Source organism: Sphingomonas sp. BK036 (assembly GCF_004216825.1).
GTDB lineage: Bacteria > Pseudomonadota > Alphaproteobacteria > Sphingomonadales > Sphingomonadaceae > Sphingomonas.
Genome location: NZ_SGXR01000004.1, coordinates 633901 through 658642, shown reverse-complemented (window position 1 = coordinate 658642; position 24742 = coordinate 633901). Strand labels below are relative to the sequence as shown.

Here is a 24742-nt window from a genome sequence, read left to right as displayed (position 1 = left end):
CTGGCGTAAGTGGTTGGATCCTCGTCGTTTCATCGAATCGGTACGGCCGTCGACGACTCGCAAAAACACCGCGCCTTCACCCTGGGTGAGGACGCGGTGTCGAGGTCGCTTTCGAAGGAAACGGGGGCCCGCCCCCCCGGCGGTTACGCCTTTTGCAGATGCCTGCGCCCGAGCAATTCGGCGATCTGGACCGCGTTCAGCGCCGCACCCTTGCGGAGATTGTCGCTGACGCACCACAGGTTCAGCCCGTTCTCGACGGTCGGATCCTCGCGCACGCGGCTGATATAGGTCGCGAAGTCGCCAACGCATTCGATCGGCGTGATGTAGCCACCGTCCTCGCGCTTATCGACCAGCATGATGCCGGGCGCCTCGCGCAGGATGGTCTGCGCCTCCTCGGCCGAAATCTCGTTCTCGAACTCGATGTTGATCGCTTCCGAATGGCCGACGAACACTGGCACGCGGACGCAGGTCGCGGTGACCTTGATCTTCTTGTCGAGGATCTTCTTGGTCTCGACCACCATCTTCCACTCTTCCTTGGTCGAGCCGTCGTCGAGGAAGCTGTCGATGTGCGGGATCACGTTGAACGCGATCTGCTTGGTGAACTTCTTGGGCTCGGCCGGATCGCCGACGAAGATGTTGCGGCTCTGCTCGAACAGCTCATCCATCCCCGCCTTGCCCGCGCCCGACACCGACTGGTAGGTCGAGACGACGACGCGCAGGATCTTCGCCGCGTCGTGCAGCGGCTTCAACGCAACGACCATCTGCGCGGTCGAGCAGTTCGGGTTGGCGATGATGTTGCGTGCCCGGTAGCCGTCGATCGCCTCGGGGTTCACCTCGGGGACGATCAGCGGCACGTCGGGGTCCATGCGGTACAGCGACGAATTGTCGATCACGACGCAGCCCGCAGCGGCCGCGATCGGCGCATAGACGGCCGTGCCCTCGGAGCCGATCGCGAACAGCGCCATGTCCCAGCCATTCCAGTCGAAATGCTCGATATTCTGGCATTTGATTTGGCGGCCGGTGTCGCCGTAGTCGACCATCAACCCCTGGCTGCGCGACGATGCGACGCAGGCAATCTCGTCCGCCGGAAACTCGCGCTCCGCCAGGATATTGAGCATCTCGCGCCCGACATTGCCGGTCGCCCCTGCGACCACCACCCGATAACCCATGTCATAACTCCGATTGGACTTGGCCGCGCAGTACCGACGTTGCGCGGGCAGGTCCAACGGCTTTCGACTTGTTGCGCGGATAGACGGGGTTTGGAGGGCGTTCGCATCCTACAATCCCGTCATCCTGGGCTCGACCCAGGATCCAGAGCCACAAGAGATTTCGCTCGTGGCTCTGGATCCTGACTTTCGTCAGGATGACGGACTATCAATCATGCGTCCGCGCCTGCCACGTCGCATGCTCGATCCGGTGGACCTTGGCGAGGTGATCCGTAATCGCGTCCAGCTCCTCCGACGGCACGTTCGTCGCCACCAGAGTCACCGCGATCTCCACCCGGTCCTCCCCCCGCTCGGTCACGTCGAGTTCCGCCACCTGCAACTGCACCGCCTCGAGATGCTCCACCACCAGGTCGCCGATCGGCCCGGCATCCGCCGCCGCCGCGGTCACCATCACGCTGTAGGTCGCCTCGATCGTCCGCCCCTCGGTCGGGATCCGGTTGATCCCGTCGACCAGCGGCCGCAGCGCAGTGTTCGCCAGCAGCACGACGAAGGTCAGCAACCCCGCCTCCGCGATCATGTCGCTCCCCGCGCAAGACCCCACCGCCGCCGAGCACCACAAGGTCGCCGCGGTATTCAGGCCGCGGACGTTCATCCCCTCCTTCATGATCACGCCCGCGCCGAGAAAGCCGATTCCCGACACGACATAGGCGATGATCCGGATCGACTCGACATCCCCGCCCAGCCGCTGCCCGAGATCGACGAACGCCGCCGATCCGAGCGCGACCAGCGTGTTGGTCCTGAGCCCCGCGGTCCGCTGGCGATATTGCCGCTCCGCCCCGATCAGCGTCCCGAACACGAACGCGGCGGCATAGCTCACCACCGTGTCGAGGAACGGCCACAAATGAAACGTCTCGACGAACCGCACCGGCGCTTACTTCACCGGTGCTGGCGCTGCCTCGGGAACCGGCTTGTCCTTCACCGTCCGGTCGAGGAAGTTCAGGATCGTCCCCCAGACATGCTCGCTGATTCCCGGCCCCGCCACGCGGTGCGTATAGCCGGGGTAGAACATCATCTCGAACGGAGTCGCGGTCGCCTGCATCCGTGCGGCCACCTTGGTCGAATTGTCGAGGAACACATTGTCGTCCGCCATGCCGTGGATCAGCAGCAGCGGATCGACGATCCTGTTCGCGTCCTCGACCGCCGCGGACGTCGAATAGCTCGCCGGATCCTTAGCCGGATCGCCCAGATACCGCTCGGTATAATGCGTGTCGTACAGCTGCCAGTCGGTCACCGGCGCGCCCGACACCGCCGCCGCATAGACGCCCGGCGTCTTCTCCAGCATCTTGAGCGACATATAGCCGCCATAGGACCAGCCATAAGTCGCGATCTTGCTAGGTTCGACGAACGGCAGCGACTTCAGGTAATTCGCGCCCGACAACTGGTCCTCGACCTCGACCGTGCCCATCGCGTGATAGATCTGGTCCTCGAACGCCTTGCCGCGATTATACGAACCGCGATTGTCGATCTTGAAATAGATCCAGCCGCGATCGACCAGATATTGCGGCAATCCGCCCTGCCAGCCGCGCGTCACCTGCTGACCCGTGCCGGGGCCGCCATAATGTTCGAAGAACACCGGGTATTTCTTACCGGGCTCGAGCGGCGGGGTGATCATCTCGTAATAGAGCGTCATCCCGTTCTTGGCCTTCAGCGTCCCGAACTTGGTCTCCTGATGGCTCTGTAGATACGGGTAATAGGGATGCCCCTCGACCACCGCATTCTCGTTGATCCACGACAGCCGCTTGCCCGTCGCGTCCGCCAGATAGACCTGCGTCGGCTGTTTCGGGTTCGAGCGCGAGATGATGAACCGGCTCGCGGCCGCATCCATCGTCGCGCTGTTCCACCAGCCCGCCTCGGTCAGCTTGGTGATCACGTTCGGCTTCGCGACATCGACCGAATAGAGCTGCTGTTCGAGCACGTCGTCCTTGTTGCCAAGGAAGAACAGCCGTCCTTTCGCCTCGTCGACCCCGACCAGATCGGTGACGACCCAGTCGCCCTTGGTCATCTGCGTCCACTTGCCCGACGCGAACCGGTAGAGATGCCCATAGCCGCTCCGCTCGGACCGCCAGATCAGGCTGCCGTCCTTGAGCACATGATAGGCGTCGGACAGGTTGAGCCAGCTCTTCACCCCCGATTTCTCGGTGAACAGCACGGTCGACTTGCCCGTCGCCGGATCGACGCGGAGCATCTCGAGCAGCTTCTGGTCGCGGCTCTGGCGCTGGACCAGCAGCATCCGGCCATCGGGCGTCCAGTCGACGCGCGCCAGATAGATGTCGGGGTTGGTGCCGAGATCGACCTTCACCTGCCCCGAACCGTCCGGCTTCATGATATACAGCTCGACCAGCACGTTGGGCGTGCCCGCGGCGGGATAGCGCTGCTCGTACACCTTGGTCCCCGTCGCGCCGATCGACGCACGCGTGGCGGTATGCACCGGCGCCTCGTCGAACCGCTCGACCGCGACATAACGCTCGTCGGGCGACCACCAATAGCCGGTGCGGCGATCCATCTCCTCCTGCGCGACGAACTCCGCCTCGCCGAAATGCACCGTGCCGCCGCCGCCCTTGGTGACGGCCTGCGCGGCGCCACCGGCCAGCGGCTGGACGAACACGTTCTGGTCGCGGACGAACGATACGAAGCCGCCCTTGGGGCTGACCACCGGGTTCAGCTCGCCGCCGGGCGTGTTGGTCAGCCTTGTGACCTTCCCGTCGAGCCCGGCGAGATACAGGTCGCCGTCGAGCGGCACGAGGATCGACTTGCCGTCGGGCGCCCAGTCATAGGCGACGATCCCCTTCTGCCCGCCGATCCGCGCGCGCTCGCGCTGCATCTTCTCGGCCTCGGTGAGTTCCGCGCCGCTGCCGACGGTCTTCGAATCGACCAGCATCCGCGCCTGACCGGTGGCGGTATCGACCGCCCACAGATCGAACCGCTCCTTCTCGTCGTCGCGGTTGCGCAGCGACGTCAGCAGCGTGCCGTCGGGCGACAGCCGCACCGCGCGCGGCTGCGATCCCGACAGGTCCGGATTGCCGAACACGCGCGCCATCGTCAGGTCGCCGGGAGCCGCCGCCTCGACCGGCCGCACCGGCGCAGGCTCGGCCACAGGCGTCGCCGCCGCCGGCTTTTGGGCCGGCGTCACCTGATCAGCAGCCATCGCGGCGGTTCCGACCGAGGCAAGCGCAAGTCCGAGCAACCATGTTCGCATCCTGTAGACTCCGTGGGATCATCCCGCCGGATACCCCCCGACGGCCCGAAGATATTCGGTGGCGCGTTATCGCGACGGCATGCCGGGACGTAAAGGGCACATCGCAGCGTCGATTTCGGCGCGGGGGACCGCGGCAATATTCGTCACCGCGTAAACCGTGTCTTTACGCGCATCGTGTAGACCACCGGCAGGCACCATGCCGTGGACGATCGGTCCGCGGTGCAGCACGAGCGAACTATGATGGTCTCGACCGCGATACCACAGGGCAGCGACGCCGCGGGCGTACCCAGCGCATGGCAGGCGCTCGTCCGGCTGGGCGAGGCCGATGGCAGCGCCGCGCACCCGCATTATCGCCGGCTGGTGGGCGGCGAGCAGGGGCAGCGCAACCTGTCCGACGCGGTCCACGCGCTATGTGCGGTGCATGGCGACCATCCCGGCCTGATCGCCGACGTGATGGCACGCGCGGTCCAGCCCGAGGCGCAGGAATGGCTCGCCGCCGCCGCCGCCGGGTTCGTCGACGAGCGGACCTATCTCGCGCAGCTCACCGCCGCGGTCGGCCCGCTGCCGTCGACGCCCGGCCAGGCGGAAACCGAGTCGGCGCTCGTCGGCGAGCGTCACGCGCTCGAAATGCTCGCCCGGTCCGAGCGACGTGGCTGCGCGACGGGCGCGGTCGCCGCGTTGTTGCGCGATTGGGCCGCGATCCGCGCGATGCTCGATGTCGCCGCCGACTATTTCGGGCTTGCCGTGCCTGCGCCGACGCTCCCCAGCACGGCCGATACCGCCGCCGCCATCACCGATCTCGGCAGCGCACCCGGCCCGCAGCGCGCGATCCTGTTCGGCGCGCAACAGCTCTTCGCGCAACATCGCGGCCTGTGGGCGCTGCTCGAAGCCAGGGCGAGCGCACGCGGCGATCTGTAACGCGCTTGCGCTGGACGACGCTTCCCCTCTATCCATACCCGGTATTCAGAACCGGACGGGATATCGCATGAAGCGCTTCGAGGGAACCCAGAGCTACGTCGCGACCGACGATCTGAAGGTCGCGGTCAACGCCGCGGTCACGCTGCGCCGTCCGCTGCTCATCAAGGGCGAACCCGGCACCGGCAAGACCGTGCTGGCCTATGAGATCGCGAAAGCGCTCGGCGCGCCGCTGATCGAGTGGAACATCAAGTCGACCACCAAGGCGCAGCAGGGCCTGTACGAATATGACGCGGTTGCCCGCCTGCGCGACGGCCAGCTCGGCGACGAACGCGTCCACGACATCGGCAACTATATCCGCAAGGGCAAGCTCTGGGAGGCGTTCACGCAGCCCGCCCCGCCCGTCCTGCTGATCGACGAGATCGACAAGGCCGATATCGAGTTCCCGAACGACCTGTTGCAGGAACTCGATCGGATGGAGTTCCACGTCTACGAGACCAAGGAAACCGTTCGCGCGGTGGAGCGCCCGATCGTCATCATCACCAGCAACAACGAGAAGGAACTGCCCGACGCGTTCCTCCGCCGCTGTTTCTTCCACTATATCAAGTTCCCCGATCGCAGCACGATGCAGGCGATCGTCGACGTCCATTTCCCCGGCATCCAGAAAATCCTGGTGAGCAAGGCGATGGACCTCTTCTACGACGTCCGCGACGTACCCGGCCTCAAGAAGAAGCCGAGCACAAGCGAGCTGCTCGACTGGCTGAAACTGCTCCTCCACGAGGACATGCCGCTCGACATCCTCCAGAACCGCGACCCCACCAAGGCGATCCCCCCGCTCCACGGCGCGCTGCTCAAAAACGAGCAAGACGTGATGCTCTTCGAACGCCTCGCCTTCATGGCGAAGCGACAGAAGAACCAGGGGTAAGGACGCCGGACCGATCGCGAGAACGGTCCGTCCGGGGCACCGCAAACGCCGACCTGCCCGAAAAATACGGTCGACGTGTGCGTTAACTATAGCCCGAAACCGGCCAGTCACCTTGATCTGGGTAAGTCTGGGGTATGAAGCGAATCCCCCGAACGCTACTCTGCCTCACTCTCGCCGCGCTCACCGCGACGAGTGCCACTGCCGGTTCGCTGCTCAACTATGTCGGCGAGTGCGTGCCGTTCGCGCGCGCCGCGTCGGGGATCCAGATCTACGGCAACGCCTGGACCTGGTGGAGCCAGGCCGACGGCAAATACGAGCGGACGCACAAACCGAAGGAAGGCGCGGTCATCGTCTTCGCCAAGACCGCGCGGCTGCCGATGGGGCATGTCGCGGTCGTCAGCCGCGTCGTCGAGAAGCGGGTCGTGATGCTCACCCACGCCAACTGGTCGCGCCAGAACGGCGAGCGTGGCCATGCCGAGCAGGACGTGACGCTGTTCGACGTCTCGCCGCGCAACGACTGGAGCGACGTGAAGGTCTGGTACAAGGACGTCGACGGCCTCGGCGGCGGGATCTACCCGGTCTACGGCTTCATCTACGGCCATGCGCACGCCGCCGCCGAACTGACGAGCCGCAACCCCGATTATGTCGGCGCGCTGATCGACGCCTACGTCCCCGGCAGCGGAGAACCGATCGCGCGGTAAGCGCTCCTACCGTCATCCTGCCCTCCTACCGTCATTCTGCCCCCCCTACCGTCATCCTGACGAAAGTCAGGACCCAGAGCCAAGAACCGCGCCGCCCGTAACCCTGGCTCCCGACTTTCGTCAGGATGACGGCGCGAGCGGTGTTGCCGCCACCCGCCAAACCGTGCCACCACCGTCCCCGAAAAGACGGTGAGGATGACGATGCGGTTCAAGGCTTTCACGACGATCACGCTGGCCCTGCTCGCGACGTCCGCGCCCTCGATCGTCGGGGCGCAAAAGGAAAAGGCCCCGCCCCCCGGCGGTGATATCCCCGCCAAGTTCGTCCCCGCCAACGCAAGCTTCGATTTCGACCGCCGCGAGGTCGACATCCCAATGCGCGACGGCGTCACGCTCCACGCGGTCATCGTCCAGCGCAAGGGCCTCACCGACGCGCCGATCCTGCTCCAGCGCACACCCTACAACGCCGACAGCGTCGCCAGCCGCTCATCGAGTTCGAGCGGCGCGATGAACCTGCGGGCGTCCGACGCGATGTTCTTCGACGCGGGCTATATCCGCGTGTTCGAGGACGTCCGCGGCAAGAACGGCTCGAACGGCGCCTATATCAACGAACGCCCGCTGATCGGCCCGCTCAACAAGACCAAGGTCGATCACTCGACCGACGCCTACGACACGATCGACTGGCTGGTGAAGAACCTCAAGAACAGCAACGGCCGCGTCGGCATCATCGGCGGCAGCTATGACGGCATGATGGCGGCGATGGCGCTGGTGAACCCGCATCCCGCGCTCAAAGCCTCCGTCCCGATCAACCCGGTCATCAACACGTGGAAGGGCGACGACGACTTCCACGGCGGCGCGTTCCGCCAGATCGGCTACGATTATTACTACAGCCAGGACGCGGCGAAGGGCGAGGCCGGCGACCTGTGGCGCGACGCGTACGACGATTACGACACGTTCCTGCGCGCCGGGTCCGCCAGCGATTTCGTCAAGAGCCGCGGCCTTGGCCAACTCCCGTTTGTCAACCGAATGCACGATCACCCGACCTACGACGCGTTCTGGCAGGGCCAGGCGCTCGAGACGATCCTCCCCAAGCAGCCGCAGACGGTGCAGACGCTCTGGGTCGCCAGCCAATGGGACCAGGAGGACATTTACGGCGCGGTCGCGGCGTATGAGGCGGTGTCGAAGGTCGATCCCAACCACGTCAACCACTTAGCACTCGGTCCCTGGGCGCATGGCGGCGCGAACGGTGACGGCTCTACGCTCGGCGCGATCCGCTTCGATGCCGATACAGCGCTCTGGTTCCGCAAGAACGTCCTCCTCCCCTTCCTCGACGGCGCGCTGAAGACCGGCGCAACACCCGCGCCGCTCGCCCCCGTCACCGCGTTCCAGACCGGCACCAACCAGTGGCAGACGCTCACCGGCTGGCCGAGTTCGACCGCCACGCAGAAACTCTACTTCCAGCCCGCCAGCGGCCTCGCCCCGACCGCACCCGCGCAGGACGGCCATGACGACTATGTCTCCGACCCCGCCAAGCCGATCCCCTACCGCCTCCGTCCGATCCGCCCGACCTATGCGAGCGGCTCGACCTGGCGGCAATGGCTCGTCGACGACCAGCGTCCCTTCTCCGACCGCACCGACGTCCTGACCTACCAGACTCCGCCGCTGACCAGCGCGGTCGCGATCGCCGGCGCACCCGTTGCGGACCTGATCGCCAGCACCACCGGCACCGATGGCGATTTCGTCGTGAAGCTGATCGACGTCTACCCGGCGGAATATTCCGACAAGCCCGAGATGGGCGGCTACCAACTCGCGGTCTCGATGGACATCCTGCGAGGCCGCTACCGCGATAGCTTCGAGACGCCGACCCCGATCGTCGCCGGCCAGCCGACGCACTTCCGCATCGTCCTGCCCAATGCGAGCCACGTCTTCCTGCCTGGTCACCGCATCATGGTGCAGGTCCAGTCGAGCTGGTTCCCACTCTACGATCGCAACCCGCAGACCTATGTCCCCAACATCTTCGACGCCAAGCCCGCCGACTATCGCAAGGCCACGATCAGCGTCTTCCACTCGGCTGCACAGGCCAGCGCGATCGAACTGCCGATCGCCGCGGCGAAGTGAGGAAATGACCCCATGTTCCTGAACTTCCTCGACGAACTGCGCAGCGCCGGCATCCCCGCCAGTCTCAAGGAGCATCTGATCCTGCTCGAGGCGCTCGACGCCGAGGTGATCGAGCGGACGCCCGAGGATTTCTATTACCTCTCCCGAGCGGTGTACGTGAAGGATGAGGGGTTGCTCGACAAGTTCGACCAGGTCTTCGCCAAGGTCTTCCGCGGCCTCGCCACCACCTACGGTACTGCCCCCGGCGACGTGCCCGAGGACTGGCTGAAGGCGGTCGCCGAGAAATTCCTGACGCCTGAGGAAATGGCCGCGATCAAGTCGCTCGGCTCGTGGGACGAGATCATGGAGACGCTCAAGAAGCGCCTCGAGGAGCAGAAGGAACGCCATCAGGGCGGCAACAAATGGGTCGGGACCGGCGGCACGAGCCCGTACGGCAATGGCGGCTACAACCCCGAAGGCGTCCGCATCGGCGGCGAAAGCACGCACAAGCGCGCGCTGAAAGTCTGGGACCAGCGCGAATTCCGCAACCTCGACAACACGCGCGAACTCGGCACGCGCAACATCAAGGTGGCGCTGCGCCGCCTGCGCCGCTTCGCGCGCGACGGCGCCGCCGACGAACTCGACATCGACGGCACGATCGCCGGCACCGCGCGCCAGGGCTATCTCGACATCGTCATGCGCGCCGAGCGCCGCAATGCGGTCAAGCTGCTGCTGTTCCTCGACGTCGGCGGCTCGATGGACCCGTTCGTCAAGCTGTGCGAGGAACTCTTCTCGGCCGCGACGACCGAGTTCAAGAACCTCGAATTCTTCTATTTCCACAACTGTCCGTACGAGGGCGTGTGGAAGGACAACACGCGCCGCTTCGCCGAACGCACGCCGCTGTGGGACGTGCTCCACAAGTTCGGGCATGATTACAAACTGATCTTCGTCGGCGACGCGTCGATGAGCCCCTACGAGATCACGCATCCCGGCGGCTCGGTCGAGCATTTCAACGAGGAGCCGGGCGCGGTCTGGATGCAGCGGCTGACCAATACCTATCCGGCGGCGGCGTGGCTCAACCCGGTGCCCGAAGCGCAATGGGGCTATTCGCAGTCGGTCCGCATCATCCGCGAGCTGATGACCGACCGGATGTACCCGCTGAGTCTTGCCGGGCTCGACGACGCGATGCGCGAACTGACTCGCAAACGCTAGGCTGGCGACCGTAACGGAACCGTCATGGTGGCGGTCGGTTTAACGTGCATCATTTCCAACCCAAGGAACGCCTGATGTCGTCGATCCCCAACTCCGCCATGCCGCATGCCAAGGTCCATCACGACGACGATCACAAGCCGAAGCCGCCAAAGCCCCCCAAGGCCGCCGCGAGCGACTGGGTCGAGGACGCGACCGACGCGGCAAAGGCCGGGCTGGCGACCGCGACGGACGCGGTAAAGTCGCACCCGAAGACCGCGATCGCGGTCGGCGCGACGGTCATCGCAGGGATCGCAGCGGCGATCGCAGCGCCTGCACTGCGCGCCAAGGACTCGGCCGAGAAGAAGCCCGATCCGAAGAAGCCCGAGCCGAAGAAGCCGGCCAAGGCGAAGAAGCCGCACTGATCCGCCGCTTGCGAACATTGCGGGGGCGACAAGGGCGATGCCCCTGCCCCCCTGCACCACCCCGGCGAAGGCCGGGGCCCAATTGGAAAGGTCGTACTAACAAGGCGCGCGCTCACCTAGCAGCGTCCCCCAATTGGGCCCCGGCCTCCGCCGGGGTGGACTAAGGATCACTTCGTTAAGGGCAGGCGGTAGCCAAAACGGGCACCCCCGCCTTCTTGCTCTCCCGCGAAGGCGGGAGCCCAGTCTGGGCTCCCGCCTTCGCGGGAGAACACACTGTCTTCGCAGGGCACGCCCCCCCCGACTCAAACCCGGTCCACAACCCCGCCAGCCATCGCCACCGGCACGCCAGTCGTCCCCGGAAAACTAATCGGCAGCCCCTTGAGCGTCCGGACCGCCATATAGGCGAACCCCTCCGCCTCCAGCGCATCGCCGTTCCACCCGAGCGCATCCGTCGGCTCGACCACCAGCCCGGTCCGCGCCGCAATCATCGCCAGCATCGTCGGATTGTGCCGACCGCCCCCCGCCACCAGCAGCCGCACCGGCCGCGCCGGCAGATGCCGCACCGCCTCCGCCACCGTCGCAGCCGTGAACGCGGTCAGCGTCGCCGCGCCGTCCGCGGCCGACAACCCCCGCGCCGGCTGGATCGTAAAGTCGTTGCGGTCGAGCGACTTCGGCGGCGGTGCATCGAAAAACGGATGGTCGAGCATCGCGGTCAGCACGCTCTCGTCGACCCGCCCCGACGCCGCCAGCGCACCCCCCGCATCGTAACGCGCGCCTGTCTCCGCCTCGACCCAGCTGTCGATCAACCCGTTCGCCGGCCCGGTATCGAACGCGACCAGCGCCTCCGCGCCGCCGGGAATGAAGGTGATGTTCCCCACCCCGCCAAGGTTGAGCACCGCGACCGGCCCCTCGAGCCCCGCCGCCAGCGCCGCATGATAGACCGGCAGCAACGGCGCGCCCTGCCCGCCCGCCGCGACATCCGCAGACCGAAAATCCGACACCGTCGTGATCCCCGTCGCGCGCGCGACCGCGGCGCCGTCGCCGATCTGCCACGTCCAGCGCCGGTCGGGCCGATGCGCGATCGTCTGCCCGTGAAAGCCGATCACGTCGATATCCGCCGCCGCCACGCCCGCATCGGCGAGCAGCTTGTGCACCGCGAACACGTGCGCGCGCGTGATGAGCTCGCCCGCCGCGACGACCGGCGGGCTCGCGCGTGGCCGTTCGAACGTCAGCGCCATCCGCGTCGCCTCGGCGAGCTGCGCCCGCGCGGCATCCGAATAGGGTTCGCCGCGGAACGCGATCGCTCGCACGAACGCCTCGCCGTCGGTTTCGATCAGCGCGGCATCGATCCCGTCGAGCGACGTTCCCGACATCAGTCCAATGGCCAGCATTTAAAATCCTTCCCGGGCACCGCGTCTCGCAATCGGCCTCCCCATGGATGATGCCCCTCGCACCGCCTAGAAAAAACCGAACTTTGCGCCTATGTGCGCGGGCTTCATGGCAACAACACTCCCCTCCCCGCCGAAAATCGGCATGGTCTCGCTCGGCTGTCCGAAGAACCTGGTCGATAGCGAACGGATCCTCACGCAGCTGCGCGGCGACGGCTATCAGATGTCGCCCGATTATGCCGGCGCGGACATCGTGCTCGTCAACACCTGCGGCTTCCTCGATTCGGCAAAGGAAGAAAGCCTCGAGGCGATCGGCGAAGCTATCGCCGAGAATGGCCGCGTCATCGTCACCGGCTGCATGGGCAAGGAAGCCGACGCGATCCGCGCGCGCTTCCCGCAGGTGCTCGCGATCACGGGCGCGCACGAATATGAGCAGGTCGTCGGCGCGGTCCACGACGCCGCGCCGATGCCGCCATCGGCGTTCCTGAACCTCATCCCCGACGCCGGGCTGAAGCTGACGCCGCGCCACTACAGCTATTTGAAGATCTCGGAAGGCTGCAACCACCGCTGCTCGTTCTGCATCATCCCGAGCTTGCGCGGCGACCTCGTCAGCCGCCGCCCCGACGCGATCCTGCGCGAGGCCGAGAAGCTCGTCGAAGCGGGCACGAAAGAACTGCTGGTCATCAGCCAGGACACCTCGGCCTATGGCGTCGACCTGCGCCACGCCAGCTGGCCGGTGAAGACGGGCGGCCCGATGTCGCGCGGCGAATCGCGCGAGGTCCGCGCGCACATGACCGATCTGTCGCGCGAACTTGGCAAGATCGCCCCCTGGGTGCGCCTGCACTACGTCTACCCCTATCCGCATGTCGATCACGTCATCCCGCTGATGGCGGAGGGTCTCGTGCTGCCCTATCTCGACATCCCGTTCCAGCATGCCGCGCCGTCGGTGCTGCGCCGGATGAAGCGCCCCGGCAATGATGCCAAGGTGCTCCAGCGCATCCACAACTGGCGGACGATCGCGCCCGACATCACGATCCGCTCGACCTTCGTCGTCGGCTTCCCCGGCGAGACCGAGGAGGATTTCCAGTATCTGCTCGACTGGCTCGACGAGGCGCAGCTCGACCGCGTCGGCGCGTTCCGGTTCGAACCCGTCGAAGGTGCCGCGGCGAACCTGCTGCCCGACCATGTGCCGGAAGAGCTCAAGGAAGAGCGCTACGCCCGCATCATGGAAAAGACCGCGGCGATCTCCGCGGCCAAGCTGCAGGCGAAGATCGGCCGCACGCTCGACGTGATCATCGACGCGGTCGACGAGGAAGGCGCGACCGGCCGTTCGAAGGCCGACGCGCCCGAGATCGACGGCGAAGTCTTCCTGCGCGACGCCGGCCATCTAACGGTCGGCGATATCGTACCGGTCACGATCGAGGACGCCGACGACCACGATCTCTACGGTGTCCCCGTATAAGTCTGCCGGGGTGGGGTCATCGGGATGCTATGCTGGATCGACGTACCAGGCCCGATCGCCCTAGACCTTCCGACCCGCTGTCCCGCGCAGCGCGGCGAGCGACCCGACCGCCGTGGCGGCGAATGCACCGCCGAAGAACGCGGTCGTCGTGACGGCGGTCAACCCTTCGGGCAGCAGGGTTCGGAAGAGACCGACGGCGATGATGCCGCCAATGCTGCCGATCACCCCGATGGCGAGGTCCCACCAGGGCTCGGGATCCGGACCAGGGCCTGGATGCGGCCAGCGCCACCAGCCCGGCCATTTCGTTCCACACCAGCCGATCATCGCAAGATAGGCGTATAGCATACAACCTCCTTCGAACCGAAGAGCCTGCAAAGTGGCTGTAACGGCTCAATGGCAATCTTTGCATCTCACGCGAGGCTTGCAACATGTAATGGGTTCGATTTGGCGGTGTCTTTGCAAACACCGCCGATCTCGATAATTTCTAGTACAACCCACCGACCAATTTTATGGCATCGGCGACTCTATTTGGGCATGTACTTAATCTTGTAAGCAGACTGGCAATAGTACCTTGTTGCCGGTCAGACGACGTTGCGCCCAGTAAACAGCTTCACCAGCACGACGATGACGGCGATCACCAGCAGGATATGAATTAGCCCGCCCGCGACATGGAAGGCGAACCCGGCCAGCCAGAGAATAAGCAGGATGATGGCGATGGTATACAGCATGGTTCTAGTCCCCTCGGAAGTGACGGGCTCCCGGCCCCGCCATAAAACGTCGCTATATTGATCCATGTTCCGTCAACATTTCTGTCATAGCCTAACCCCCTCTACCGACGCGGTATTAAAATCACGGCGTTGCACCGACGACCCGGTTCTGCTTCGTTGCGGCGATGTTGACCCGCCTTCTCGCCGTCGCCGCGCTGCTGCCGGCTCCCGCCATCGCCCAATCGCTCACCCCAGCCGAGACTGCGCAGATCGACACGCTCGTCGCCGGCGCGCTCGGTGACACCGGCGTGCCCTCCGCCTCGATCGCGGTGGTGCGCGGCGGGCGGATCGTGTTCGCCAAGGCGTACGGCAAGCCCTCCGAGGCGATCGCGACGGCCGATCCGAAACTCCCCTATCAGATCGCCTCGATCTCCAAGCAGTTCACCGCCGCCGCGGTCCTGCTGCTCGAGGACGAGGGCAAGCTGTCGCTCGACGACACCGTGTCGAAATACGTCTCAGGCGTCACCGGCGGCGACCGCATCACGATCCGCCAGTTGCTCAGCCACACCTCGGGTCTGCAGGATTACTGGCCGCAGGATTACAGCTTCGCCGCGATGGCCAAGCCCGTCACGCCGCAGCAGATCGTCGATCGCTGGGCCAAGAAGCCGCTTGATTTCGCACCCGGCACGCAGTGGCAATATTCGAACACGGGTTACGTCGTCGCCGGGATGATCGTCGAGAAGGTCTCCGGCCAACCACTCCTGTCGTTCCTGCAACAGCGCATCTTCAAGCCGCTCGACATCCGCGCGCTCGATCAGGACAAGGCGATCGGCAAGCCGTTCCCGCAAGGCTATGGCCGCTTTGCGCTCGGCCCCGTCCGCGCCGAGACGCCCAGCGCGGACGGCTGGCTCTATGCCGCCGGCGAACTCTCGATGAGCGCGCAGGATCTCGCCAAATGGGACGTCGCCCGCCTCACCCGCACCACGCTCCCCGCCGACGACTGGGCCACGCAGGAAACCCCGGTGAAGCTCGCCGACGGATCGAGCAACGGCTACGGCCTCGGCGTCTTCACCGGCAGCGCGGACGGCCGTCGTTATGTCGAGCATAGCGGCGAGGCGGTCGGCTTCCTGTCCGAGAACATCGTCTACCCCGACGACAAGGCCGCGATCGTCGTCCTCACCAACAGCTGGTTCAGCGACGCGGTCGGCCGCATTTCGAAGGGCGTCGCGAAGATCGTCCTGCCCACCCCCGTCGCAAACGCCGAGGACACCGCCGCGCTGCCCCGCGCCCGCGCCGTCTACGACCAGCTCCGCACTGGCACGCTCGACCGCAAGGGTCTCACCGAAGACGCGAACTATTACTTCAAGCCCGTCGCGCTCGCCGACTACAAATCGAGCCTCGGCGCGCTGGGCGAACCCACCGCGTTCGCCCAAACCGGCAAGACGCGCTTGCGCGGCGGCTTCGTCAACCGCACCTATCGGATAACCTACCCCGACCGAACGCTCTCGCTCAGCACCTATGCCGAGCCGGGATCGAACGGCCGCTACGAACAACTTTTGGTGGCACCCGCTTCATGACCGATTTCGCTTCGATGCTCCTGCCCGACCGCGGCCAGCCCGCGCGGACGATCCACCTCGTCCATCCCGACGCGTACGAAAGCTGGCTTGGCACGCAGCCGCAGCGCGTCCACACGACGGTCGCCGCCCACCGCCTGACCGGCAAGCCTGGCGACCGCGCCGTCCTCCCCGGCGAGAGCGCCGACGACTGGTCGATGCTGCTCGTCTGCAACGAGGCGGTGACGTCGCCGTGGCGGATCGCCTCGCTCGGCGCCTCGCTGCCAGCCGGAACCTACCGCCTCGCGGAAGGCCCTGTGGGCGCCGCCGGGCTAGGCTGGATGCTCGCCCAGCACCAGTTCACGCGCTACGTGAAGCCCGATCCGATCGGCGCACGCATCCTGCTGACCGCCGACGCCGCGTCGATCGACGAGACCGTGCGCCTCGCCGAAGCCACCGCGATGGTCCGCGACCTCGTCAACACCGGCGCCTCCGACATGGGCCCCGCCGACCTCGAAGCCGCCGCCGAGACACTCGCCAAGCGTCACGGCGCGACGGTCACGACCACGCACGGCGACGCACTCGCGACCGGCTACCCGATGATCCACGCTGTCGGCCAGGCCGCCGCCAAGGACCGCGCCCCGCGCCTGATCGAGCTCGAATGGGGCGACCCCGCGCACCCGCGCATCGCGCTGGTCGGCAAGGGCGTCACCTTCGACACCGGCGGGCTCGACATCAAACCGTCCGCGGGCATGCGGCTGATGAAGAAGGACATGGGCGGCGCCGCGCATGCGCTCGCGCTGGCGAGCCTCGTGATGGCCGCCAAGCTCCCCGTCCGCCTGCATCTGCTCATCCCCGCAGTCGAGAACGCGATCGCCGGCAACGCCTTCCGCCCCGGCGACGTGCTCGCCACGCGCAAAGGCCTGACGGTCGAGAACACCAACACCGATGCGGAGGGCCGTCTCGTCCTCGGCGATGCCCTCACCAAGGCAGGCGAAAGCAACCCGACACTGATCCTCGATTTCGCGACGCTCACCGGCGCGGCGCGCGTCGCGCTCGGCCCCGACCTGCCGCCGCTGTTCACAGACGACGAGACGCTCGCCGCCGACCTGCTCGCGGCCGGGATCGACCAGACCGACCCGATGTGGCGCCTGCCGCTCTGGAACGCGTATGACGACATGCTGCGATCGGACGTGGCGGACATGGTCAACGCCCCCGATGGCGGCTTTGCCGGCGCGGTCACGGCCGCGCTGTTCCTGCGCCGGTTCGTGCCCAAGGGGACGGCCTGGGCGCATCTCGATGTGTTCGCGTGGAGACCATCGGCAAAACCCGGTCGACCGAAGGGTGGCGAAGCTTACGCTCTCCGCGCGACATTCGCGATGCTCGCGAAGCGGTTCGCCTAGCCGTTCCCCCGCGGAGGCGGGGGTCCAGGATTACGGGCGGTGTCCTGTGAGATCCTGGGCCCCCGCCTCCGCGGGGGAACACGCTACTGTAGGGATCGTCCCGGCAAAGTCGCCAGCCCTTACCCCGTCGCAAACTGCCCGAACGGCAGCAGCTTGTCCGCCAGCGCCTTGGTCGCATCAGCATCGCCCGCGCGCAGCGGCACGAGCACCGCGGCCGCCGCCTTGCGCACGAACCCGTCGATCGCGGTCGGCGTCGGCGCCTTGCTCGCCGTCTCGACCAGCACGCGTCCCCGCGCATCGTTCGGATCGAGCTCCAGCCGCAGCAACCCCGCCAGCCCCGCGAACATCGCGCGATTGCCGCCGAGCGCCACCGACCTGTCGAGCGCCTCGAACCCGGTCGCCTTCTGCGCCCCCGCCACCGCCCGTCCGACGAACCGACCGAGCTTGGCGATCACCCCGACATGCCACGCACCCAGTGCCGCCTGCGCCTCGGCATTGCGCGGATAGCGCGTCACCAGCGCCTCATATTGTTTCCGCGCGGCGATCGCCTGCGCGCGGTTGCCCAGCAGCTTGGCGCGATAGCCGTTCGCCATCGCCTGCATGATCGCCGCCTCCTGGTCGCCAGGCGCGCGACTGAGCGCCTGTCCCGCGACCGCGGCGGCCTTGTCGATCCGCGCCAGCGCCATCCCGCGATCGCGATCGACGAACCCCGCCTGCGTCAGCAATTCGCGCGGCGTCTCCGCCCTGGCGGGGATCGCCGCCGCCACCGCGCAGACTGCGATCGAGGCGCCGACGCACCCGCGAAACCACTTGGCCATATCAATCCCCGCCCGAATTACAGCGTCACGCCGATCAACGAATCACACATTAAACATAAGAGCACAGTGTTTATCGGCACTTAACGCTGCTCGACGCAAGCGTTCACAGCGAAGCCGCGGCCTCGATGATCGGCACGAACTTGGCCGCGGTCAGGCTCGCGCCACCGACCAGCGCCCCGTCGACGTTCGGCGTATCGAGGATCGACGCCGCATTCGCCCCCGTGACCGAGCCGCCGTACAGGATCCGCACCCCGGCAGCCTTGTCGCCGATCAGCATCCGCAACTTCGCGCGCGCGATCGCGTGGATCGCAGCGATCTCCTCCAGCGTCGGCGTGCGCCCCGTGCCGATCGCCCAGCGGGGCTCATAGGCGAGCGTAAACCAGCTGCCGTCCGCATTGTCCGGTACCGACTTCTCGATCTGCGCCTGCACGACGCGCTCGGCACGATCCGCATCGCGCTCGGCCTCGGTCTCGCCGCAGCACAGGATGACGTTCAGCCCCTGCTTGTGCGCCGCCGCCGCCTTCGCCCAGGCGTCGTGGCTGGTCTCGTGCTGGTCCGACCGCCGTTCCGAATGCCCGACGATCGTGAACGACGCGCCGACTTCCTTGACCATGGATGCCGATACGCACCCGGTATGCGCGCCCGACTCCGCCTCGTGAACGTCCTCGGCGCCGATTGCGAGGGTCGGCACCCGCTCGGACGCCGCCGCGATCAGCGTGAACGGCACCGCGACCGACACGTCGATCCCGGGCGCAGCGCCCGCCGCCGCGGCGATCGCATCGAGTTCGACGAGCATCGCCCGCGACCCGTTCATCTTCCAGTTTCCTGCTACCAGCTTGCGACGCATCACTATCTCCCGGATATTTCGCCCAGCGATAGCGCCGCACCCGCCCCGCACAAGTCCGCAACGTCCCCTATACGTCCGCACGCCCTTTGCAGCGCCTGACTTGAAGAGCTGCCCGCGCGCCCGTAAAGCAACGCCGTTCCCATCCCTGTCGATCGGCTGTCCATGCTCGCTTTCTTCCGCCGCCTTACCCATTCGAAGGTCGGCGTGATCATCACCTTCCTCGTACTCGGCGTGATCGCGCTCGCCTTCGCGGCGGGTGACGTCACGGGGCTTAGCTCGATGACCGGTGGCGCAGGGATCACCGGCGGCGACGTGGCCACGGTCGGCAAGGCCAAGGTCAGCGCGAACGAGCTCAAGACGCAGGCGCAGACCCAGCTCGAAGGCTTCCGCCAGCAGCAGCCGACGCTCGACATGGCGACCTTCGTCAACCAGGGCGGCTTCGAGGGCACGCTCGACCGGATCATCTCCAGCATGGCGCTCGAACAGTTCGGCCGTGCGCAGGGCATGGTCGTCAGCAAGCGCTCGGTCGACGGCCAGATCGCCAGCATCCCCGCGTTGCAGGGCCCGACCGGCAAGTTCGACGAGAATCTCTATCGGCAGGTGCTCGCGCAGCGCAAGCTGACCGACGCGCAGATCCGCAGCGACATCGTCCGCGATACCTTCGCGCAGCAGCTGACGATCCCGAGCACCGGCGCCACGCAGGTCTCGAGCCAGCTCGCGCTCCCCTATGCCTCGCTCCTGCTCGAGAAGCGCACCGGCACGATCGGCTTCATCCCCGCCGCCGTCGTCCCCGCCGGTGCCGCGCCGAGCGATGCCGATCTCAACACCTTCTACACGCGCAACATCGCGCGCTACACCGTGCCCGAGCGCCGCATCGTCCGCTACGCGGTCGTCTCGCCCGATCAGGTCAAGACTCAGGCCGCCGCGACCGACGCCGAGATCGCCAAGGCCTATCAGCAGGACCGCGCCCGCTATGCGGCCACCGAGAAGCGGACGATCACGCAGGTCGTCGTCGCCGATCAGGCGGGCGCCACCGCGCTCGCCGCCAAGGTGAAGGCGGGCACCAGCCTCGCCGATGCCGCACGCGCCGCAGGCCTTGAAGCCTCGACCCAGGCTGGCGTCGAAAAGGCCGCCTATGCCGGCACCGCATCCGCGCAGGTCGCCGATGCCGTGTTCGCCGCCGCGAGCGGCACGGTGATCGGCCCGGTCCGCACGCAGCTCGGCTGGACCGTCGCCAAGGTCGACAAGATCGAGAACGTCGCCGGTCGCTCGCTCGACCAGGTCCGCGGCGAGATCGCCGCTGCGCTCGGGATCCAGAAGGCAGCCGCCGCGCTGTCCGACATCCACGACAAGATCGACGACTCGCTCTCGAAGAACGCGACGTTCGACGAAGTGATCGCGGACCAGAAGCTCAAGCCCGTCACCACGCCCGCGCTGATCGCCAGCGGCATCAATCCCGACGACGCGACCAGCAAGCCCGATCCCGCGATCGCGCCGCTCGTCGCCGCCGCCTTCCAGGCCGCCGATGGCGATGGCCCGCAGTTGGTCCAGCTCGGCACCGATGGCGGCTTCGCGGTCGTCGCGCTCGGCCGTGTCGTCCGCGCCACGCCGCGTCCGCTGGCACAGGTCCGCGCCGCCGTGCTGCAGGACGTGACCGCCGAGCGCTCGCGTCAGGCCGCACGGAAAGTCGCCGCCGACGTGCTCGCGCGCATCAACAAGGGCATGACGATCCAGCAGTCGCTCGCGCAGACCAAGCTGCCGATCCCCGCCGCCCGCCCGCTGACCGCGTCGCGCGCGCAGATCGCTGCCGATCCGCGTGGCGCGCCGCCCGCACTCGCGCTGATGTTCAGCATGGCGCCGAACACCGCCAAGACGCTCGCCGCGCCCGACGACAGCGGCTGGTTCATCATCAAGCTCGACAGCATCGCCAGCGGCAATGCCGCCGGCAACGATGCCGCGATCAAGGCCGCGCGCGCAAACATCGGCCGGTCGGTCGGTCGCGAATATGTCGAGCAGTTCGCCAAGGCGGTCCGCGCTGACGTAGGCGTGAAGACCAACGCGACCGCGCTCGCCCGCACCCGCGCCGAGTTGCTCGGCCAGGCCGGCACGGCGAACTGATCCTCGCATGACGCCCCGTGAAGCCTTGGCCGACGGGCGCCCCGCGCTCGTCTGGCGTCGTCAGGTCGCCGACACCGAAACGCCGGTCGCCGCCGCGCTCAAGCTTATCGAGCCGGGGCGTGGCGACTTCCTCCTCGAATCGGTCGAGGGCGGCGAGACGCGCGGCCGCCACAGCCTGATCGGCCTCGCGCCCGACCTCCTGTTCCGCGCGCACGGCCAGAGCGCCGAGATCAACCGCCATTGGGCGACCGATCGCGAGACGTTCGAACCCTGCGACGTGCCGACGCTCGACGCATTGCGCGCGCTCGTCGCCGAATGCCGGGCGGACGTCCCCGCCGAACTCCCCCGCGCGCTCGCCTGCCTCGTCGGCTATTTCGGCTATGAGACGATCGGCCTCGTCGAGACTCTGCCGCAACCGCCGGTCGATCCGCTCGGCCTGCCTGACATGATCTTCGTGCGACCGACCGTCGTGCTCGTCTTCGATCGCCTGACCGACGCGCTCTATCTGGTCGCGCCCGCCTGGCCCGATCCCGCGCGCAATGCGGATGCGATCGTCACCGAGGCCGAAGATCGGCTCGACGCGGTCGCGGCAAAGCTCGCGAGCACGCCCGTCCCAGCCCCGGTCCGCGCCAACGTCGCCGAGCCCGCGTACACGCCCGCGCTGCCCGAGGGCCGCTACGGCGAGATGGTCGCCACCGCGAAGGACTATATCCTCGCTGGCGACATCTTCCAGGTCGTGCTCGCCCAGCGCTTCAGCACGCCGTTCGCGCTCCCGCCGTTCGAGCTGTACCGCTCGCTACGCCGCATCAATCCGTCGCCGTTCCTGTATCATCTCGACCTCCCCGGCTTCGCGCTGATCGGCTCGAGCCCCGAGATCCTCGTCCGCGTCCGCGACGACGAAGTCACGATCCGCCCGATCGCGGGCACGCGCCCGCGCGGCAAGACCGCTGCCGAGGACGAGGCGAACCGCATCAGCCTGCTCGCCGATCCCAAGGAGCGCGCGGAACATCTGATGCTGCTCGATCTCGGCCGCAACGACGTGGGCCGCGCCGCGTCGCCGGGGTCGGTGCGCGTGACGGCCAGCTACGGCGTCGAATTCTACAGCCACGTGATGCACATCGTGTCGAACGTCGTCGGCACGCTCTCGCCCGCCAAGGACGCGCTAGACGCCCTGTTCGCTGGGTTTCCCGCAGGCACTGTCAGCGGCGCACCGAAGGTCCGCGCGTGCCAGGTCATCGCCGAACTCGAACCCGAGCGCCGCGGCGCCTATGCGGGTGGCGTCGGCTATTTCTCGCCCGACGGATCGATGGACTCGTGCATCGTTCTACGCACCGCGGTGGTCAAGGACGGCACGATCCACGTCCAGGCCGGCGCCGGCATCGTCGCCGACAGCATCCCCGAATACGAACAGCGCGAATGCGAGGCGAAGGCTGGCGCGATCCTAGCGGCAGCCCGCGAAGCGGTCGGCCGAGCAAAAGCGCCAAGCTTCGGTCAGTAAACTAAACCACCCCGTCATCCTGACGAAAGTCAGGATTCAGGGTCACGAGGACCGCCCTTGCTGGCTCTGGATCCTGACTTTCGTCAGGATGACACGAGACGTTGGATCACGGCGTAGTCGTCGTCTCGCTGCTCGGCGCCCGACGCTCAGCCGCATACGCGTTGTTACGCGCCAGGAAACAACCCGACTGGCCACCCGTGCCAACCGCCGAACACGTATCCGGCAACCCGCCCGCAACTCGCCCGATCTGGTCCATCGACGCCGCGCGGTTGACCCAGCTCTGGTTCTGCGCGGCGATCGGCTTGTCCTCGCGCAGCGCCTTGGGGATCCGGTACGGCTGGTCGAGCGTCGAGCACACCACGACTTCGCCGTTCGTCGACGGCGGGCACTTCTGGTCCCCGGTGAGCGTGACGCTGCGGATCCGCTGCGGCGGCGAGGCGACCTGTGCATCCTGCGCGGACGCCATGGCGGGAAGCGCGATCAGTGCGGCGAGGACGACGGTACGAAACATGGGGGTAGGCTCCTTTGAAGGGATAACGTCCGTCACACAGCATTGCTCCGCACTGAATGAAGGTCGCCCGCGCCCCTCATATAGGGACGACCATCGTCATCCGCGACCGCCCCGCGGCACTTTGCGGCACGCCGCCGCCGCGCGCCTTGCATGGCCCCGCGCTTCGGCTATGGCGGCGCAATGATCCTCGTCGTCGACAATTACGACAGCTTCACTTGGAACCTCGTCCATTATCTGATGGAGCTGGGCGTCGAAGTGGAAGTCGTCCGCAACGACGCGATCTCCGCCGGGCAAGCCTTGTCGTCGGGCGCGGACGCGTTCCTCATCTCCCCCGGCCCCTGCACGCCGACCGAGGCGGGCGTCAGCCTCGATCTCGTCGCCGCCTGCGCAGACGCGGGCAAGCCGCTGCTCGGCGTGTGCCTCGGCCATCAGGCGATCGGCCAGCATTTCGGCGGCAAGGTCGAGCGCGGCGGGCTGATGCACGGCAAGACCTCGCCGGTCCTCCACGACGATACCGGGCTCTACGCCGGACTCCCCTCGCCGTTCATCGCCACGCGCTACCACTCGCTGATCGTCAACGACGTGCCCGACACGCTCGTGGTCAACGCGACCGCGCAGGACGGCACCGTCATGGGCTTCCGCCACGCCACGCTGCCGATCCACGGCGTCCAGTTCCACCCCGAAAGCATCGCCACCGAACACGGCCATGCGATGCTGGCGAACTTCCTGAAAATGGCCGACATCCCGGTAAAGCCGCGCGACGGGTTGCAGCTGTGAGCACCACCACGCTCCTCCCCGATCCCTCCTCCCCCCTCTCGCGCGAATCCGCCCGCGAAGCCTTCGCCGACATCCTCGACGGGCGCGCCGGCGAGGATGCGATCGCGACCTTCCTGATCGATCTGTCGGCACGCGGCGAAACCAGCATAGAGATCGCCGAAGCCGCGCGCGCGCTGCGCACCCGCATGATCCCGATCGACGCCCCCGCCGGCGCGATCGACGTCTGCGGCACCGGCGGCGATGGCCACCACACGCTCAACGTCTCGACCGCAGTCGCGCTCGTCGTCGCAGCCTGCGGCGTCCCCGTCGCCAAGCACGGCAACCGCGCCGCCTCGAGCAAGGCCGGCGCCGCCGACACGCTCGAAGTGCTCGGCCTAGACATGGACCGCGCCGGCGCGACCGCCGAGGCGAGCCTCAACGACATCGGCATCGCCTTCCTGTTCGCCGCCAACCACCACCCGGCGATGAAGCGCATCACCCCGATCCGCCAGCGCATCGGCAAGCGCACGATCTTCAACCTGATGGGCCCGCTCGCCAACCCGGCCGGCACCACCCGCCAGCTGATCGGCATCGCGCGACCCGACTACGTGACGCTCTACGCCGATGCGCTCGAACAGCTCGGCACGCAGGCGGCGCTGGTCGTCTCGGGCGAAGAAGGCCTCGACGAACTGTCGGGCGCCGGCCCCAGCATCGTCGCCTCGGTCGGCAGCGTCTCGCTCCCCGCGCGCATCGCCCCCGAGGACGCCGGCCTCACCGCCCACGCCATCACCGACATCCGCGGCGGCGACGCGCATCACAATGCCGATGCTCTGCGCCGCCTGCTCAAGGGCGAGACGGGCGCGTACCGCGACGCCGTCCTGCTCAACGCCGCCGCTGCCTTGATGGTCGCCGGCACCATCCCCACCCTTGAGGACGGCGTCGCGAAAGCCGCCACCGCCCTCGACACCGGCAGCGCCGACGCGCTGCTCGCCCGCTGGATCGCCTACTGAC

22 protein-coding genes are annotated in these 24742 nt (G+C 67.1%); 13 read left to right on the top strand and 9 right to left on the bottom strand.

Annotation, left to right across the window (positions count from 1 at the left end; genetic code table 11):
• Positions 1–143: 143 nt before the first annotated feature.
• The 3 genes from EV283_RS10175 to EV283_RS10165 form a co-directional block, all read right to left on the bottom strand.
• On the bottom strand, positions 144–1169 hold the full coding sequence (locus EV283_RS10175; protein WP_056418346.1) for an aspartate-semialdehyde dehydrogenase: 1026 nt from the start codon (positions 1167–1169) through the stop codon (positions 144–146).
• 205 nt (positions 1170–1374) lie between these two features.
• Positions 1375–2091, bottom strand: coding sequence for an MgtC/SapB family protein (locus EV283_RS10170; protein WP_130324900.1), 717 nt, complete (start codon positions 2089–2091; stop codon positions 1375–1377).
• Between the two features lie 6 nt (positions 2092–2097).
• Positions 2098–4422 (bottom strand): DPP IV N-terminal domain-containing protein, encoded by a 2325-nt coding sequence (locus EV283_RS10165; protein ID WP_130324898.1) that lies wholly within the window; start codon positions 4420–4422, stop codon positions 2098–2100.
• A gap of 237 nt (positions 4423–4659) precedes the next feature.
• Between EV283_RS10165 and EV283_RS10160 the strand changes: the two genes are divergently transcribed.
• From EV283_RS10160 to EV283_RS10135, 6 genes are all read left to right on the top strand, one after another.
• The gene (locus tag EV283_RS10160; protein WP_242615889.1) at positions 4660–5340 is read left to right on the top strand and encodes a hypothetical protein; all 681 of its coding nucleotides are present in this window, start codon (positions 4660–4662) and stop codon (positions 5338–5340) included.
• 67 nt (positions 5341–5407) lie between these two features.
• Entirely contained in the window at positions 5408–6262 is an 855-nt protein-coding gene (locus EV283_RS10155; RefSeq protein WP_056418338.1) for a MoxR family ATPase, read from the top strand.
• Positions 6263–6396: 134 nt separating this feature from the next.
• Positions 6397–6963 carry a CHAP domain-containing protein gene (locus EV283_RS10150; RefSeq protein ID WP_130324896.1) on the top strand — a complete coding sequence of 189 codons (567 nt, stop codon included), beginning with the start codon at positions 6397–6399 and terminating at the stop codon, positions 6961–6963.
• Between the two features lie 201 nt (positions 6964–7164).
• On the top strand, positions 7165–9078 hold the full coding sequence (locus EV283_RS10145) for a CocE/NonD family hydrolase (protein ID WP_130324894.1): 1914 nt from the start codon (positions 7165–7167) through the stop codon (positions 9076–9078).
• Between the two features lie 12 nt (positions 9079–9090).
• Positions 9091–10269 carry a VWA domain-containing protein gene (locus tag EV283_RS10140; RefSeq protein WP_130324892.1) on the top strand — a complete coding sequence of 393 codons (1179 nt, stop codon included), beginning with the start codon at positions 9091–9093 and terminating at the stop codon, positions 10267–10269.
• 74 nt (positions 10270–10343) lie between these two features.
• Positions 10344–10670 carry a hypothetical protein gene (locus tag EV283_RS10135; protein ID WP_130324890.1) on the top strand — a complete coding sequence of 109 codons (327 nt, stop codon included), beginning with the start codon at positions 10344–10346 and terminating at the stop codon, positions 10668–10670.
• A gap of 302 nt (positions 10671–10972) precedes the next feature.
• Here the strand turns inward: EV283_RS10135 and EV283_RS10130 are convergent, their stop codons facing one another.
• Positions 10973–12061, bottom strand: coding sequence for an anhydro-N-acetylmuramic acid kinase (locus EV283_RS10130; RefSeq protein ID WP_207223078.1), 1089 nt, complete (start codon positions 12059–12061; stop codon positions 10973–10975).
• 106 nt (positions 12062–12167) lie between these two features.
• On the opposite strand from EV283_RS10130, the gene rimO reads away from it, so the two are divergent.
• Positions 12168–13520 (top strand): 30S ribosomal protein S12 methylthiotransferase RimO, encoded by a 1353-nt coding sequence (gene rimO, locus EV283_RS10125; protein WP_130324888.1) that lies wholly within the window; start codon positions 12168–12170, stop codon positions 13518–13520.
• A gap of 60 nt (positions 13521–13580) precedes the next feature.
• Here rimO and EV283_RS10120 read toward each other — a convergent pair whose 3' ends face one another.
• Entirely contained in the window at positions 13581–13865 is a 285-nt protein-coding gene (locus tag EV283_RS10120) for a hypothetical protein (protein ID WP_056418322.1), read from the bottom strand.
• 236 nt (positions 13866–14101) lie between these two features.
• A complete protein-coding gene (locus EV283_RS10115) occupies positions 14102–14248 on the bottom strand; it encodes a lmo0937 family membrane protein (RefSeq protein WP_107957518.1) in 147 nt (48 codons plus the stop codon).
• A 164-nt stretch (positions 14249–14412) separates the two neighbouring features.
• On the opposite strand from EV283_RS10115, the gene EV283_RS10110 reads away from it, so the two are divergent.
• Together EV283_RS10110 and EV283_RS10105 are read left to right on the top strand one after the other, a co-directional pair.
• Positions 14413–15804 (top strand): serine hydrolase domain-containing protein, encoded by a 1392-nt coding sequence (locus tag EV283_RS10110; protein ID WP_130324886.1) that lies wholly within the window; start codon positions 14413–14415, stop codon positions 15802–15804.
• On the top strand, positions 15801–17183 hold the full coding sequence (locus EV283_RS10105) for a leucyl aminopeptidase family protein (RefSeq protein WP_130324884.1): 1383 nt from the start codon (positions 15801–15803) through the stop codon (positions 17181–17183). The genes EV283_RS10110 and EV283_RS10105 overlap by 4 nt, the downstream gene beginning before the upstream one ends.
• Before the next feature lie 119 nt (positions 17184–17302).
• Here EV283_RS10105 and EV283_RS10100 read toward each other — a convergent pair whose 3' ends face one another.
• Both EV283_RS10100 and tpiA read right to left on the bottom strand, forming a co-directional pair.
• Positions 17303–18001, bottom strand: coding sequence for a hypothetical protein (locus EV283_RS10100; RefSeq protein ID WP_130324882.1), 699 nt, complete (start codon positions 17999–18001; stop codon positions 17303–17305).
• A 103-nt stretch (positions 18002–18104) separates the two neighbouring features.
• A complete protein-coding gene (gene tpiA / locus EV283_RS10095) occupies positions 18105–18851 on the bottom strand; it encodes a triose-phosphate isomerase (protein WP_130324880.1) in 747 nt (248 codons plus the stop codon).
• Between the two features lie 159 nt (positions 18852–19010).
• On the opposite strand from tpiA, the gene EV283_RS10090 reads away from it, so the two are divergent.
• Both EV283_RS10090 and trpE read left to right on the top strand, forming a co-directional pair.
• A complete protein-coding gene (locus EV283_RS10090; RefSeq protein WP_130324877.1) occupies positions 19011–20966 on the top strand; it encodes a peptidylprolyl isomerase in 1956 nt (651 codons plus the stop codon).
• A 7-nt stretch (positions 20967–20973) separates the two neighbouring features.
• Complete coding sequence (gene trpE, locus EV283_RS10085; RefSeq protein ID WP_130324875.1) at positions 20974–22464, top strand: anthranilate synthase component I; 1491 nt, start codon at positions 20974–20976, stop codon at positions 22462–22464.
• Between the two features lie 106 nt (positions 22465–22570).
• Here the strand turns inward: trpE and EV283_RS10080 are convergent, their stop codons facing one another.
• Positions 22571–22975 (bottom strand): hypothetical protein, encoded by a 405-nt coding sequence (locus EV283_RS10080; protein ID WP_056418303.1) that lies wholly within the window; start codon positions 22973–22975, stop codon positions 22571–22573.
• Between the two features lie 180 nt (positions 22976–23155).
• Between EV283_RS10080 and EV283_RS10075 the strand changes: the two genes are divergently transcribed.
• Together EV283_RS10075 and trpD are read left to right on the top strand one after the other, a co-directional pair.
• Positions 23156–23752, top strand: coding sequence for an aminodeoxychorismate/anthranilate synthase component II (locus EV283_RS10075; protein ID WP_130325116.1), 597 nt, complete (start codon positions 23156–23158; stop codon positions 23750–23752).
• The gene (trpD, locus tag EV283_RS10070) at positions 23749–24741 is read left to right on the top strand and encodes an anthranilate phosphoribosyltransferase (protein ID WP_130324873.1); all 993 of its coding nucleotides are present in this window, start codon (positions 23749–23751) and stop codon (positions 24739–24741) included. The genes EV283_RS10075 and trpD overlap by 4 nt, the downstream gene beginning before the upstream one ends.
• The last annotated feature ends 1 nt before the right edge of the window (position 24742 follow it).